The 13,170-nt window shown below is 61.7% G+C and carries 9 protein-coding genes; 1 reads left to right on the forward strand and 8 read right to left on the reverse strand.

The genetic code is table 11. The annotated features are described in order from the left end of the window. Positions 1–34: 34 nt before the first annotated feature. The 7 genes from sigX to ppsA all read right to left on the reverse strand — a co-directional run bounded on the left by sigX (position 35) and on the right by ppsA (position 7,066). A complete protein-coding gene (sigX, locus tag AAZU54_RS22575) occupies positions 35–601 on the reverse strand; it encodes an RNA polymerase sigma factor SigX (RefSeq protein ID WP_372353289.1) in 567 nt (188 codons plus the stop codon). Positions 602–715: 114 nt separating this feature from the next. Next, positions 716–1,540 carry a mechanosensitive ion channel family protein gene (locus AAZU54_RS22580; RefSeq protein WP_186557262.1) on the reverse strand — a complete coding sequence of 275 codons (825 nt, stop codon included), beginning with the start codon at positions 1,538–1,540 and terminating at the stop codon, positions 716–718. Positions 1,541–1,542: 2 nt separating this feature from the next. Continuing rightward, the gene (locus tag AAZU54_RS22585) at positions 1,543–1,794 is read right to left on the reverse strand and encodes a CrfX protein (RefSeq protein ID WP_186557263.1); all 252 of its coding nucleotides are present in this window, start codon (positions 1,792–1,794) and stop codon (positions 1,543–1,545) included. An 88-nt stretch (positions 1,795–1,882) separates the two neighbouring features. Further along, a complete protein-coding gene (locus AAZU54_RS22590; protein WP_434727701.1) occupies positions 1,883–2,878 on the reverse strand; it encodes a zinc transporter ZntB in 996 nt (331 codons plus the stop codon). A 27-nt stretch (positions 2,879–2,905) separates the two neighbouring features. Further along, positions 2,906–3,397, reverse strand: a complete 492-nt coding sequence (gene rraA, locus AAZU54_RS22595) for a ribonuclease E activity regulator RraA (protein WP_434727702.1) — start codon at positions 3,395–3,397, stop codon at positions 2,906–2,908. Positions 3,398–3,602: 205 nt separating this feature from the next. After that, on the reverse strand, positions 3,603–4,595 hold the full coding sequence (locus tag AAZU54_RS22600) for an alpha/beta fold hydrolase (protein WP_434727703.1): 993 nt from the start codon (positions 4,593–4,595) through the stop codon (positions 3,603–3,605). 95 nt (positions 4,596–4,690) lie between these two features. Next, entirely contained in the window at positions 4,691–7,066 is a 2,376-nt protein-coding gene (ppsA, locus tag AAZU54_RS22605; protein ID WP_186557267.1) for a phosphoenolpyruvate synthase, read from the reverse strand. A gap of 178 nt (positions 7,067–7,244) precedes the next feature. Here ppsA and ppsR point away from each other — a divergent pair, with 178 nt between their 5' ends. Continuing rightward, the gene (gene ppsR / locus AAZU54_RS22610) at positions 7,245–8,063 is read left to right on the forward strand and encodes a posphoenolpyruvate synthetase regulatory kinase/phosphorylase PpsR (RefSeq protein ID WP_186557268.1); all 819 of its coding nucleotides are present in this window, start codon (positions 7,245–7,247) and stop codon (positions 8,061–8,063) included. A 233-nt stretch (positions 8,064–8,296) separates the two neighbouring features. Here ppsR and AAZU54_RS22615 read toward each other — a convergent pair whose 3' ends face one another. Further along, positions 8,297–13,162, reverse strand: coding sequence for an NAD-glutamate dehydrogenase (locus tag AAZU54_RS22615; protein WP_434727704.1), 4,866 nt, complete (start codon positions 13,160–13,162; stop codon positions 8,297–8,299). Positions 13,163–13,170: the final 8 nt, after the last annotated feature.

Genomic DNA, 13,170 nt, shown 5'->3' on the forward strand with positions numbered 1-13,170 from the left:
GAACTCGCCGGTGGTTAGAGACATTTGCCGGTCACTAAGTTTCAACCTCACCTGCAAATTTCTCTCTAAGCTTGTCGAGCGCACGCTTGTAACGCATTTTGGTTGCGCTCAAGCCCATGTGCATGATATCGGCGATCTCCTGGAATTCCAGCTCTGCGACAAATCGCAGCACCAGGATTTCCCGATCGATCGGATTAACATGCACCAGCCATTTGTCCAGGCCACCCTTCTCTTCGGGCTTTGGAGCCTTGTCTTCAGACGCCTCTTCAACAGGGTCAAGACTAAGGGCATCCATCAGCCTTCGTTTACGACGCTCCTTGCGATACTGGGTGATGCACTCGTTGTAAGTGATGCTGTAGAGCCAGGTCTTGAACTTCGATTTACCTTCGAAGTTCTTCAGGCCGTACAACACTTTCAACATCACTTCCTGACAGACATCGTCCGCATCCCGGTCGTTCCCAAGGTAACGCGCACAGACGTTGAACAAGGTCCGCTGGTAGCGCCGCATGAGCTCTTCATAGGCGCGAGTAACATGAAACAGCTCCTCATGCGAACGCGCCACCAACTCCTCGTCGGTGAGCTCGCGGGGGTCATAGCGCATGGGCAGCGAGTGAACTTTATTCAAAACGGATCTGGCCGACAGTCAGGTCAATTCGCCGCGCCGCCCCAAAGGGTCGGTTTTTCGCGGCGGCATACATTAACAGCTTTTGTGCGGTTAGCGGCTATCGACTCGCTGCTCAAGCAGTTCTCGATTCGACAACGACACCAGTTCGCCATCATCGGTCAGCAACGTCGTCTTGACCGTGCCGATCTCTTCGATCTGCCCTTCGACCTCTCCAATCCGCACCTGCTGGCCGACTTGATAGAGTTCGCGAACGTAAATTCCGGCCAGGATCTGCCCGGCGATTTCCCGGCTACCCAGCCCCATGGCCAATGCAACTGCCAGACCAACGGTAATCAAACCGATGACGATGACGTGGTTGAGCAAGTCGGTCTTGACCTCGAGCTGGCTGATGGCCACAGAGATCGCAATCATGATCACCAGGCCCTGGGCAATCCGCCCAACGCCGGCTGCGTATTCCAGGCCAATGCCTTCAGCCGCACCCCGCGTCAGGCCGTTGACCAGTTGCGCCAGGAGCACACCGGCAAGCAGTACCAAGGCTGCGCCAAACACTTTGGGCAGGTACAGCGCAAGCATGTCCAGGGTCGCCGAAACCCGCTCAAGGCCGAGCGATTCCGCCGCCGAGACGAGGAAGATCAGCAGTACGAACCAGTAGACGATCTTGCCGATCAGGGTCGAGATCGGCACCTGGATGCCGACCCGGCTGAGCATCTTGGTCAGGCCGGTGCCGCTCATCAAGCGGTCCAGGCCGAACTTGGCCAGCAGCTTGGATAGCAGCGTGTCGAGCAGCTTGGCCACCACGAAACCGAGCAGCACCACGACCAGCGCGCCGAACAGGTTGGGGATGAAGTTCGCTACCTTGGTCCAAAGGGCGGTCATCGCAGTGACCAGGCTCTGGGTCCAGAGATCGAGTTCCATATTCAATCGGCCTTATCAGCTTTGCTGCCAGCGGCAGCGGTGCGGCGCACCGGCGCAACATGCGCCGAGCCATTGTTCACGGCGATCATCAGCGCCTGGCCCCAACGGCCAAGCAGGCTGAACAGAACGCCGGCACCAACCTGGCGGTTGGCAGTTTTCAGCACGCGCCCCAGGCACGCAGCGTCGTCTCGGTCCTGGCCGGACGGCGACGCGTTGAGCAGGTCGCGCAACGATTGTTCAAACGGATCGTGCATAGGCACCTCGCGCAGTGTCAGTCAAAGACGAGGGCGCCAGGCGATGGGTCACACGGCGCAGCATGACGATTGTTTCAAAATGCACCATTCACACCCACCGCAGCTTGCGGAACAACCACCACTGGCCCAGCGCCAGGCCCAATACCACCAGGCTGGCGAACAGGAAGCCATAGGGGCTGTCGGCACCGGGGATACCCCCAACGTTGATGCCCAACAAGCCGGTAATGAAGCTCATGGGCAGGAAAATACAGGTGATGATACCGAAGCGGTACATGGTCCGGTTCATCCGCTCGCTGCGCCGCCGATCCTCGCTCTCCAGCACCAGCGCCGCGCGTTCGCGGGTCAGCTCGAGCTCTTCCAGATAACGAATCAGGCTGTTGTTGAGCTCGTTCCAGTAATCGGCATCGGCATCGGCGAACCAGCTCCACTTGTTGCGGGAAAGCTGGGCATAGATGTCCCGTTGCGGCGCCAGAAACCGTCGCAAGCCTGCGGCACGTCGACGAATCTGCTGCAGGCTGCCGTGCTCTGGACTATACCGTTCGTCGGATTCGACCTTCTCTTCTTCGATATCGACCAGCTCGGACAGATCGCTGACCAGGGCCTGGACCTTTTCGGTCAACAGCTCACCCATCAGCAACAGCAGCTCGGACGCCGACTTCGGCCCGCGCCCTTGATCCAGCAGCTGGAGAATTTCATCGCTGGCACGCAGTGGCCTCAAGCGCAGCGAGATGACCCGCTGTGCCTCGGCGAAGATGCGCACAGACACCATGTCTTCGGGCTCGGCGCCCGGATTGAGGTTGACCCCGCGCAAGAACAGCAACACTTGTTCATTGGCCAACGGCAGCAGACGTGGACGAGTGTTTTCTTCCAGCAGCAGATCGCAGCTGAATTCGCTCAGGCCACTTTCGCGCAGCAACCAGCTGCGGGTCTGCGGATGACTGCGGTCCCAATGCAGCCAGAGGCTCTCCTGCGGCTGCAACTGGAAGCTATCCAATTCGGTCCGAGCGATAGAACGCGCGCCACCTTTGCCATCGAGCACCAGAGCATGGACCAGCCCCCACTGCGCGTTGTCTTCCTCGAACATTGAAGCTCCATCAGCGCGCGCGGCGCATCACTCCGGCATTTTCAGCGGGCTTGGCGAGATCAGCACGCCGTTGTTGTCGGCATACACGTACTCACCCGGGCGGAAGGTCACCCCGGCAAAGGTCACATTGACGTTGAGATCACCCAGGCCGCGCTTGTCGGTCTTCATCGGGTGGCTGGCCAAGGCCTGGACGCCGAGGTTGGTCTGCGCCAGCACATCGACGTCGCGCACGCAGCCGTAGATCACCAAGCCTTCCCAGCCATTTTTTGCCGCTTTGTCGGCGATCATGTCACCGAGCAGTGCGCAGCGCAGCGAACCACCACCGTCGACTACCAGCACCTTGCCTTTGCCGTCCAGTTCAGCCTGGGCTTTGACCAGCGAGTTGTCTTCGAAGCACTTGATGGTGACGATCTGCCCACCAAAAGAGTCGCGACCACCGAAGTTGCTGAACATCGGCTCCAGCACCTGGATCAGCTCTGGGTAGGCATCGCACAGGTCGGGCGTTACGTAATGCTGCATGGGAAAGCTCCTGTCAGGCACAACGAAAACAAGGGTTGAGTGCAAGGCTACACCGGGGACGGTGTCGCAGTCATCCGGGACCGAGCAGTCAGATTGATTGGCGCCTCATCGCGGGGCAAGCCCGCTCCCACGCCATTGTCCTGCGAGTCGAACAGCGTGGGAGCGGGCTTGCCCTGCGATGAGACGACAAACAGCCACCCACACGCTAAACCGCTGGCACCACCTGCGAAACCGCCACAGCCCCGTGCACCTGCGCCATTGGATCGCGCAGCCACCCCTCCACCAACGGCCACACCTGCTGCTGAGCGGCCTTGCTGACCAACATATCGACGTGTCCGAACGGCTCGAAGCCCTCTTCGCGCCCCAGCCGCAGAAACTGCTTGCGCTCGCCACCTAATTGATCGAACAACTTGCGACAGGCCCACACCGGATCCTGGAAATCGCCCGCCCCGGCCACCGCCAGCACCGGCACATCAACCTGCGCCAAGCCGGCCCACCAGTCGCCGTCCTTGCCACCGAAGCGGCCGAACAGGCCATGCCAGCGCATGCTTTCCAGCGCCAGGCCGATCGGTTCATCTTCCGGGCCACGCTTGAGCCGCGAGCCGGAAATCTGCGCAAAGCGCTTGAGCACCAGGCGCGCGCCCCACTCCACCGTCGGCACTTTCAACGGCCAATAGACGCGGCTGACCTGGGTGCCGAAGAACGCCGCACTGGCGACCCGTTCCGGCTCCAGATAACCGCCGCCCAAGGCCGCAGCCAAGGTAGTGCCACCCAATGAATGGCCAAGCCAATGCGGCGCCTGGCCGGCTTGTTCCTGCACGAACGCAGCAATCAAGGGCAGGTCGTAGCGGGCATAGTCGGCCACCCGGTTATGGCGCCACTGGCGGTTGCGTGGCGACAAGCCATGGCCGCGCATCTCCGGAATCCATACATCGAACCCGGCACGCGCCAGAAAGGCGCCCAGGCCCACGCCCTTGGGCGAGAACCAGAAGCGCCGATTGGAAAAACTGCCATGCAGAAGAATCACCGGCACGCCCGGGCCACGGCTATGGTCGGCTAGCCCTAGGCGGGTCACGGCCAGCTCGACGCTCGGGTCGGGGCTGTTGCCGGCCTTGATCCGATACACGTCCTCACTGAGATCGCCGCGGCGCTCGGCACTTTGCAAGGCCACGGGGAAAAGGGTGCTGCTGCTTTGCATAAGGTACTTGTATGAAAAAGGGCGCGAACCATCACTGGAACTCGCCCCGAAGAAAACGGGCGCAGGCACGCGAAGGTGCCTGCGCATTGGCTGGATCAGGCTGCGCCTTGGCCTTCGGCCAGGAAGAACCAGGTCTCGAGTACCGAGTCCGGGTTCAGCGACACACTCTCGATGCCCTGCTCCATCAGCCACTTGGCCAGGTCTGGGTGGTCCGATGGACCCTGGCCGCAGATACCGATGTACTTGCCAGCCTTGTTGCACGCCTGGATGGCGTTGGCCAGCAGCTTCTTCACGGCCGGGTTACGCTCGTCGAACAGGTGAGCGATGATCCCCGAATCGCGGTCCAGGCCCAGGGTCAACTGGGTCAGGTCGTTGGAGCCGATGGAGAAGCCATCGAAGTACTCAAGGAACTCTTCAGCCAGGATGGCGTTGGATGGCAGCTCGCACATCATGATCACGCGCAGACCGTTGTCGCCACGGGCCAGGCCGTTTTCGGCCAGCAGGTCGACGACCTGGCTGGCTTCGCCGAGGGTGCGCACGAACGGCACCATGATCTCGACGTTGGTCAGGCCCATCTCGTCGCGCACACGCTTGAGTGCACGGCACTCGAGCTCGAAGCAGTCACGGAACGACTCGCTGATGTAACGCGAGGCGCCGCGGAAGCCCAGCATCGGGTTCTCTTCTTCCGGCTCGTACAGCTTGCCGCCGATCAGGTTGGCGTATTCGTTGGACTTGAAGTCCGACAGGCGCACGATGACCTTTTTCGGGTAGAAGGCCGCCGCCAGGGTGCTGATGCCCTCGACCAGCTTCTCGACATAGAAACCGACCGGGTCGTTGTAGCCGGCAATACGCTTGTCGACGCTCTCTTTGAGCTCCGCTGGCAAGCCTGCGTAGTTGAGCAGTGCCTTGGGGTGCACGCCAATCATGCGGTTGATGATGAACTCCAGGCGCGCCAGGCCGACACCGGCGTTGGGCAGCTGGGCGAAGTCGAAAGCACGGTCTGGGTTGCCGACGTTCATCATGATCTTGAACGGCAAGTCAGGCATGGCATCGACCGAGTTTTGCTTGATGTCGAAGCCCAGTTCACCCTCGAAGATGAAACCGGTATCGCCTTCGGCGCAGGAGACGGTAACGCCCTGGCCATCCTTGAGCAGTTGGGTGGCGTTGCCGCAGCCCACTACAGCCGGAATACCCAGCTCACGCGCGATGATCGCCGCGTGGCAAGTACGCCCGCCACGGTTGGTGACGATAGCGCTGGCGCGCTTCATCACCGGCTCCCAGTCTGGGTCGGTCATGTCGGAAACCAACACGTCGCCTGGCTGGACCTTGTCCATCTCGGACACGTCGTTGATCACCCGGACTTTACCAGCGCCGATGCGTTGGCCGATTGCGCGGCCTTCGACCAGCACGGTGCCCTTCTCTTTGAGCAGGTAGCGTTCCATGACATTGGCGCTGGCGCGGCTCTTCACGGTCTCAGGACGGGCCTGAACGATGTACAGCTGGCCGTCATCACCATCTTTGGCCCACTCGATGTCCATCGGCCGCTGGTAGTGCTGCTCGATGATCATCGCCTGCTTGGCCAGCTCGCTGACCTCGGCATCGGTCAGGCAGAAGCGCGCGCGTTCGGCACGGTCGACTTCGACGGTCTTGACCGAACGACCGGCCTTGGCCTCGTCGCCGTAGATCATCTTGATCGCCTTGCTGCCCAGGTTGCGCCGCAGGATAGCCGGGCGGCCGGCCTGCAGGGTGTTCTTGTGCACGTAGAATTCGTCAGGGTTGACCGCACCCTGCACCACAGTTTCGCCCAGGCCGTAGGCGCCAGTGATGAACACCACGTCGCGGAAGCCCGACTCGGTGTCGAGGGTGAACATCACACCGGCGGTGCCCGTTTCCGAGCGGACCATGCGCTGCACGCCCGCGGACAAGGCCACCAGCTTGTGGTCGAAGCCCTGGTGCACGCGGTAGGCGATGGCACGGTCATTGAACAGCGAGGCGAACACTTCCTTGGCGGCGCGGATGACGTTGTCGACGCCGCGAATGTTCAGGAAGGTTTCCTGCTGGCCGGCGAACGAGGCGTCTGGCAAGTCTTCGGCGGTCGCCGAGGAACGCACGGCGACCGCCATGTTGTCATTGCCGGCGGCCATGGCAGCGAAGGCTGTTCGGATTTCCGAATCCAGGCGCGCGGGGAACTCGGCTTCCATGACCCACTGGCGAATCTGTGCGCCGGTCTTGGTCAGGGCATTGATGTCATCGACGTCCAGCGCGTCGAGCGCGGCGTGGATGCGGTCGTTCAGCCCGCTCTGCTCGAGAAAATCGCGGTACGCCTGAGCCGTAGTGGCAAAGCCGCCCGGCACCGAAACGCCGGCACCGGCGAGGTTACTGATCATCTCGCCCAGGGATGCGTTCTTGCCCCCCACATGCTCCACATCATGGACGCCGAGCTTATCGAGGGAAACTACGTACTCTACCAAGGTGATCTCTCCACTAACTGTGTTGGAAAAGCTCAAAGGGCGCCCGCCTGCCTGAATTGACTGGGCCGGACGCTTGTGGCCTGGACCTGGAAAATAAGTGAGAATGCCGACAGCCGCATTCGGCAAACCGAACTTATCATATCCAAGAAACGTCATCAGCTTAAGGCCTAGGGTGCAAATGAAACGAACCGCGTTTTTCATCTCCGACGGCACCGGCATCACTGCCGAGACCCTGGGTCAAAGTCTGCTCGCCCAATTCGATAGCATCGGCTTCAATAAATTCACCCGCCCGTACATCGACAGCCCAGACAAAGCGCGGACCATGGTCCAGCAAATCAACGCTGCGGCCGAGCGTGACGGCGTGCGCCCGATCATCTTCGACACCATCGTCAACCAGGACATTCGTGAGATCCTGGCGACCTCAAATGGCTTCATGATCGACATCTTTTCGACGTTTTTATCCCCGCTCGAGCAAGAATTGACTGCCCATTCGTCGTATTCGGTGGGCAAATCCCATTCGATCGGCGGCAACTCCAACTACATGGAGCGCATCGAAGCGGTCAACTTCGCCCTGGATAACGACGACGGCGCCCGCACCCATTACTACGACAAGGCCGACCTGATTCTGGTGGGTGTCTCGCGCTGCGGCAAGACCCCAACCTGCCTGTACATGGCGATGCAGTTTGGCATTCGTGCGGCCAACTACCCGCTGACCGAGGATGACATGGAGCGCCTGCAGCTGCCGGCGGTGCTGAAGAAGCATCACAACAAGCTGTTTGGCCTGACCATCGACCCGGATCGTTTGACCGCCATTCGCCACGAGCGCAAGCCCAATAGCCGCTATGCCAGCTTTGCCCAGTGCGAGTTCGAGGTGCGCGAGGTGGAGAATCTGTTCCGCCGGGAGAACATTCCCAACATCAACTCGACGCATTTTTCGGTGGAAGAGATTTCGGCGAAGATCTTGGTCGAGAAAGGGGTTGAGCGGCGGTTCAAGTAACCACTGAGGTTGGCGCGACCGCGGGAGAGCAAAGATTCAAGCAAGCCAGCAGTTTTCTCGAAGTTGCGTGGGAGCGGGCTTGTCCCGCGATAGCGTCAGTGAATTGTGCATGGTTATCGCGGGGCAAGCCCGCGCCCACGCAAGCGCAATCTACAACCGCAACAGACAACTGAACTGCGAATGAAAAAGCCCCGGCATCGCTGCCGGGGCTTTGGTTTAGCTCACCTCAGGGCTCAGGAAGGCACCACCGCCGCCTGGCCACTCATGGCCAGATCCACCAGCTCGCGGTTGGCCACTGCGTACATCGCGTAGTCGGTCCCGGTAGCGTTGCGCAGATCATCCAGCATCGCGCGCCAGCGCTCGACCATCACCCGGTGCTGCTCGGCCCACAGGGCCACGCGGGCGTCCATGTCTTCTGGCGCATCGACCATCTGCAACACAGAAATGGTAATGGCCCGCTGCTGCAGGTCGATATCGTCGCGGAACGCCTCGCGGGCCAGGGCCTGCCAGTTGTTCTCCACCGGCAGGTTGCTGATCTCCTGCAGGTACCAGGTCAGGTCCAGCGCACTGCCCACGGCGAAGAACGCCTTGGCGACCTGGGCCGGATCGTGGCCGGTGACATCCGAGGCCTCGATGATCGGCAACAGGGTGTACAGATGGGTCGTGCCAGCGACCATCCGCGCCAGCAACTCCGGCACGCCAGCCTCGACGAAGCCCTGGTAGCGCACCTGCCAGCGTTCGCGGGTCGGCCCTTCGAGCAACTCGTCGAGCTTGAGCCCCAGCTGGGCGATCTTCGGCCCGAAGTGGGCGCTGTCGCGACCGGCGTCCTGCTCGTTACGCCGGCTGCGCAGGAACCAACGGGTCGCACGGCGGCCCAGGCGCATCAACTCGTCCATCAGGGTCAGCTGGATCTCGGCCGGGACTTGGTAGTCCAGCGCCTCGATCTGGCGGAACCAGTGCGGCAAGTGGAAGATGTCGCGCACGATCACATAGGCCCCGGCAACGTTGGCCGGGCTCATGCCAGTGGACTCCTTGAGCCGCTGGACGAAGGTGATGCCCATGTTGTTGACCAGGTCGTTGGCGATCTGGGTGCTGACGATCTCGCGCTTGAGGCGATGACGCCGCATGGCCTCGCCGAACTGGCTGAGCAGCGACGGCGGGAACGCAGTTTCCATGTCACGGGTCAGGTAGTCGTCGTCCGGCACCAGCGATTTGAGCAACTGCTCCTTGAGGTCGATCTTGCTGTAGGAGATCAATACCGACAACTCAGCACGGGTCAGGCCCTGGCCAGCAGCCAGGCGCTCATTGAGCTGCTCTTCCGAAGGCAGGAACTCGATGGCCCGATCGAGCTTGCCGCGCGCCTCAAGGTCAGCCATCAGGCGCTTGTATTCGGCAATCCGCTCGCGGGCCCGACGCGCCGCCAGCGACAGCGCCTGGGTCTGCTTGTAGTTGTTGCCCAGCACCAGCGAGGCCACTTCGTCGGTCATGCTGCCCAGCAGCTGGTTGCGCTGCTTCTCGGTCATGTCGCCGCCCTGCACCACTTCGTTGAGCAGGATCTTGATGTTGACCTCGTGGTCGGAGCAGTCGACGCCGCCAGCGTTATCGATGAAGTCGGTGTTGGTCGCGCCGCCATTGAGGCCGAATTCGACCCGGCCAAGCTGGGTCATGCCCAGGTTGCCGCCCTCGCCCACCACCTTGCAGCGCAGCTCGTTGCCATTGACCCGCAGGGCATCGTTGGCCTTGTCGCCGACATCGGCGTGGCTTTCGCTGCTGGCCTTGACGTATGTGCCGATGCCACCGTTCCACAGCAGGTCGACCGGCGCCTTGAGCAGCGCGTGCAACAGTTCGGTCGGCGTCAGGCGGTCGGCTTCGATGGCGAAGCGTTCCTTCATCTGCGGGCTGATGCTGATGCTCTTGGCGCTGCGCGGGAAGATCCCGCCGCCTTCGGACATGATGCTGGTGTCGTAGTCGCTCCAGGCCGAGCGTGGCAGGTCGAACAAGCGCTTGCGCTCGGCGAAGCTGCTAGCCGGGTCCGGGTTGGGGTCGATGAAGATGTGCAGGTGGTTGAACGCCGCCACCAGTTGCAGCTTGTCGGACATCAGCAAGCCGTTGCCGAACACATCACCGGCCATGTCGCCGACACCAATCACGGTGATCGGGTCTTGCTGCACGTTGATGCCACGCTCACGGAAGTGGCGCTGCACGCCGACCCAGGCGCCACGGGCAGTGATGCCCATTTTCTTGTGGTCGTAACCGGCCGAACCGCCCGAGGCGAAGGCGTCGCCGAGCCAGAAGCCATAATCGATGGCGATGCCGTTGGCGATGTCAGAGAAGGTTGCCGTGCCCTTGTCTGCGGCCACCACCAGGTACGGATCGTCATCATCGTGGCGAACCACGTTGGCCGGTGGCACCACGCCGCCGTCCTTGAGGTTATCGGTGATGTCGAGCAAGCCAGAAATGAAGATGCGGTAGCAGGCGACCCCTTCAGCCGCGATCTCGTCGCGGCTGCCACCGAGCGGCAACCGCCGTGGCAGGAAGCCGCCCTTGGCGCCGACCGGCACGATCACCGAGTTCTTAACCTGCTGGGCCTTGACCAGGCCGAGCACTTCGGTGCGGAAGTCTTCTTCACGGTCCGACCAGCGCAAACCGCCGCGAGCAACGTTGCCAAAGCGCAGGTGCACGCCCTCGACCCGTGGCGAATAAACGAAGATTTCGAACTTGGGTACCGGCTTGGGCAGCTCGGGGATCCGCTTGGGATTGAACTTGAAGCTGAAGTACGACTTGTTCTGGCCATTGCCATCAGGCTGGTAGAAGTTGGTCCGCAGGGTGGCCTTGATCAGGTCCAGGTAGCGGCGCAGGATGCGGTCTTCGTTGAGTACCTGAACGTCGTCCAGGGCACTGTTGATCGCCTGCTCCAGACGCAATTGCTTGTCGTCCAGATCATCCTGGGTGAGCTTGCGCGCCAGGTAGAAGCGGGTCTTGAACAACCGGGTCAGCTCGCGGGCGATGTCGGTGTGGTTGTTCAGAGTGCTGGCGATGTAGCCCAGGTCGAAGCCCAGGCGAATCTGCTTCATGTAGCGGGCGTAGGCACGCAGCAGCGCCACGTCGCGCCACGGCAGTCCGGCGGTCAACACCAGGCGGTTGAAGGCGTCGTTTTCGGCGTCGCCCTTGACGATGTGGATGAAGGCATCTTGCAGGGTGTCGTTGAGCTGCTGTAGATCCAGGCTCAGGCCTTCGCTATAGGTAAAGGCGAAGTCGTGAATCCAGAACTCGCGACCGCTGGCATGGCGCAGGCGATAGGGGAACTCGCCAAGCACCCGCAGTCCCAGGTTTTCCAGGATCGGCAACACATCCGACAGCGCCAATGGCGTGTCGGCGTGGTACAGCTTGCAATGCAACAGGCGCTCACCGAGCTGGGTCAGCGGCTGGTAGAAGCTCATCGCCAGCGGCTTGCTTTCACTCAAGGCCAGCACATGCTGCATGTCGACCACCGCCGAATGGGCGGCGAAGCGCTCGCGGTAGCCGGCCGGGAAGCCTTTGGGGAAGTCGGCCAGGATGTTGGTGCCCTGGGCCTCGCCGAAGTTCTCCACCACCAGGGTCGAGTAGTCGTCATGCCACGAGCGGCAGGCCTGGATCACTTCGTTTTCCAGCTGCTGCGGGTCGATATCGATCCGATTCTTCGGATCGACTCGCAAGATCAGCTGCACGCGCGCCAGCACCGACTCGGAGAAGAAGGTCCAGAACTCGCAATCGCTGGCCTTCAGACGCTCCATCAATACCTGCTGGATCTTCTGCCGCACTTCGGTCGAGTAGATCTCGCGAGGTACGTACGCCAGGCAGTAGCAGAAGCGGCCGTACGGATCCTTGCGCAGGAATACCCGGATCTTGTTGCGCTCCTGGATCTGCACGATCGACATGACGGTGCTGAACAGCTCGTCGATCGGCGTCTGGAACAGGTCGTCGCGCGGCAGCACTTCCAGCACCTGGGCCAGCTCCTTGCCCAGGTGCGCCTTCGGATCGAAGCCGGAACGTCGCTCGACTTCAGCCACCTTGACCCGGATGTAGGGGATGGCATGCACGCTCTCGCCATACACCGAGGAGGTGTACAGGCCCATGAAACGGCATTCCTTGATGACCTTGCCGTCGGCATCCAGTTGGCGGATCGACACGTAGTCCGGGTAGGCCGGACGGTGCACGCGGCTGGGCAGCGCGGCCTTGGCGAACGACAGCAGCAGCGGCTCGTTGAGGTAGGTGACGGCGTAGTCTTCGATGCGCAGCTCTTCAGGCGTCAGACCCACCCGCAGACGGCGCGGCAGGCCGAGGAAGGACTGCTCGTCGTAGTCGATCCGACCCCCTTCGGCATCGCCCTGGACGGTGAATTCTTCATAGCCGAGGAAGGTGAAGTGGTTGTCCAGCAACCATTCGAGGAAAGCCTTGACCTCGGTCTTCTCGTGTTGCGCCTGCGGGTATGGGGTCTGCTCAACCAGCGCCACGACCTCGCGCAGCTTGGCTTTCATCGGCTCGAAATCAGCCACGGCAACGCGCACTTCGGCCAGCACCTGCTCGATTTCGCGCGACAGCACGTTGAGCTCGGCGGCATTGGCGCAGCGGTCGATCTCCAGGTACATCAGCGACTCATGCCGCACGCCTTCGCCCTGGGTGCCCTTGGGCAGCAGCTCGAGCAGCTCGCCCTTTGCCCCGCGACGCACGCTGAGCACGGTGGTTTGCAGGGTATGGATGCTGTAGCCACGGCGGTTGAGCTCGGTGCGTACCGAGTCGACCAGGAACGGCAGGTCATGGTGCAGCACTTCGACCACGGTGTGGGTCGACTGCCAGCCGTTGCGTTCGTAATCGGGGTTGTACACCCGCACTTGCGGGGTTTGCGGATCGAAGCGCTCGATGATGCGCCAGGCAGAGAGGGTGCAGCCAGCCAGGTCGGAAAGCCTGCGCTGGGTAAGTTCATCCAGAGAGATGATGCCGAAGAACTGTTCGGCGAACAGCGCCACTTGTGGCAGTGACTGCTCGCTGATGTGCTGCGCCAGGGCCGTTTGCAGTTGATGCTGGAAGTCGGCTTTGCTGGCTGCGGTGAAGAACGCCATCTGTGGTA

This window comes from Pseudomonas sp. Je.1.5.c (genome assembly GCF_051129895.1).
Classification (GTDB): Bacteria; Pseudomonadota; Gammaproteobacteria; order Pseudomonadales; family Pseudomonadaceae; genus Aquipseudomonas; species Aquipseudomonas urmiensis.

Excerpts from the sequence above, each read along its gene's own strand:
- AAZU54_RS22600 (WP_434727703.1), bottom strand. The coding sequence starts at position 4,595 with ATGCAAAGCAGCAGCACCCTTTTCCCCGTGGCCTTGCAAAGTGCCGAG.
- AAZU54_RS22580 (WP_186557262.1), bottom strand. The coding sequence starts at position 1,540 with ATGGAACTCGATCTCTGGACCCAGAGCCTGGTCACTGCGATGACCGCC.
- AAZU54_RS22585 (WP_186557263.1), bottom strand. The coding sequence starts at position 1,794 with ATGCACGATCCGTTTGAACAATCGTTGCGCGACCTGCTCAACGCGTCG.
- rraA (WP_434727702.1), bottom strand. The coding sequence starts at position 3,397 with ATGCAGCATTACGTAACGCCCGACCTGTGCGATGCCTACCCAGAGCTG.
- ppsR (WP_186557268.1), top strand. The coding sequence starts at position 7,245 with ATGAAACGAACCGCGTTTTTCATCTCCGACGGCACCGGCATCACTGCC.
- AAZU54_RS22615 (WP_434727704.1), bottom strand. The coding sequence starts at position 13,162 with ATGGCGTTCTTCACCGCAGCCAGCAAAGCCGACTTCCAGCATCAACTG.
- sigX (WP_372353289.1), bottom strand. The coding sequence starts at position 601 with ATGCGCTATGACCCCCGCGAGCTCACCGACGAGGAGTTGGTGGCGCGT.
- AAZU54_RS22590 (WP_434727701.1), bottom strand. The coding sequence starts at position 2,878 with ATGTTCGAGGAAGACAACGCGCAGTGGGGGCTGGTCCATGCTCTGGTG.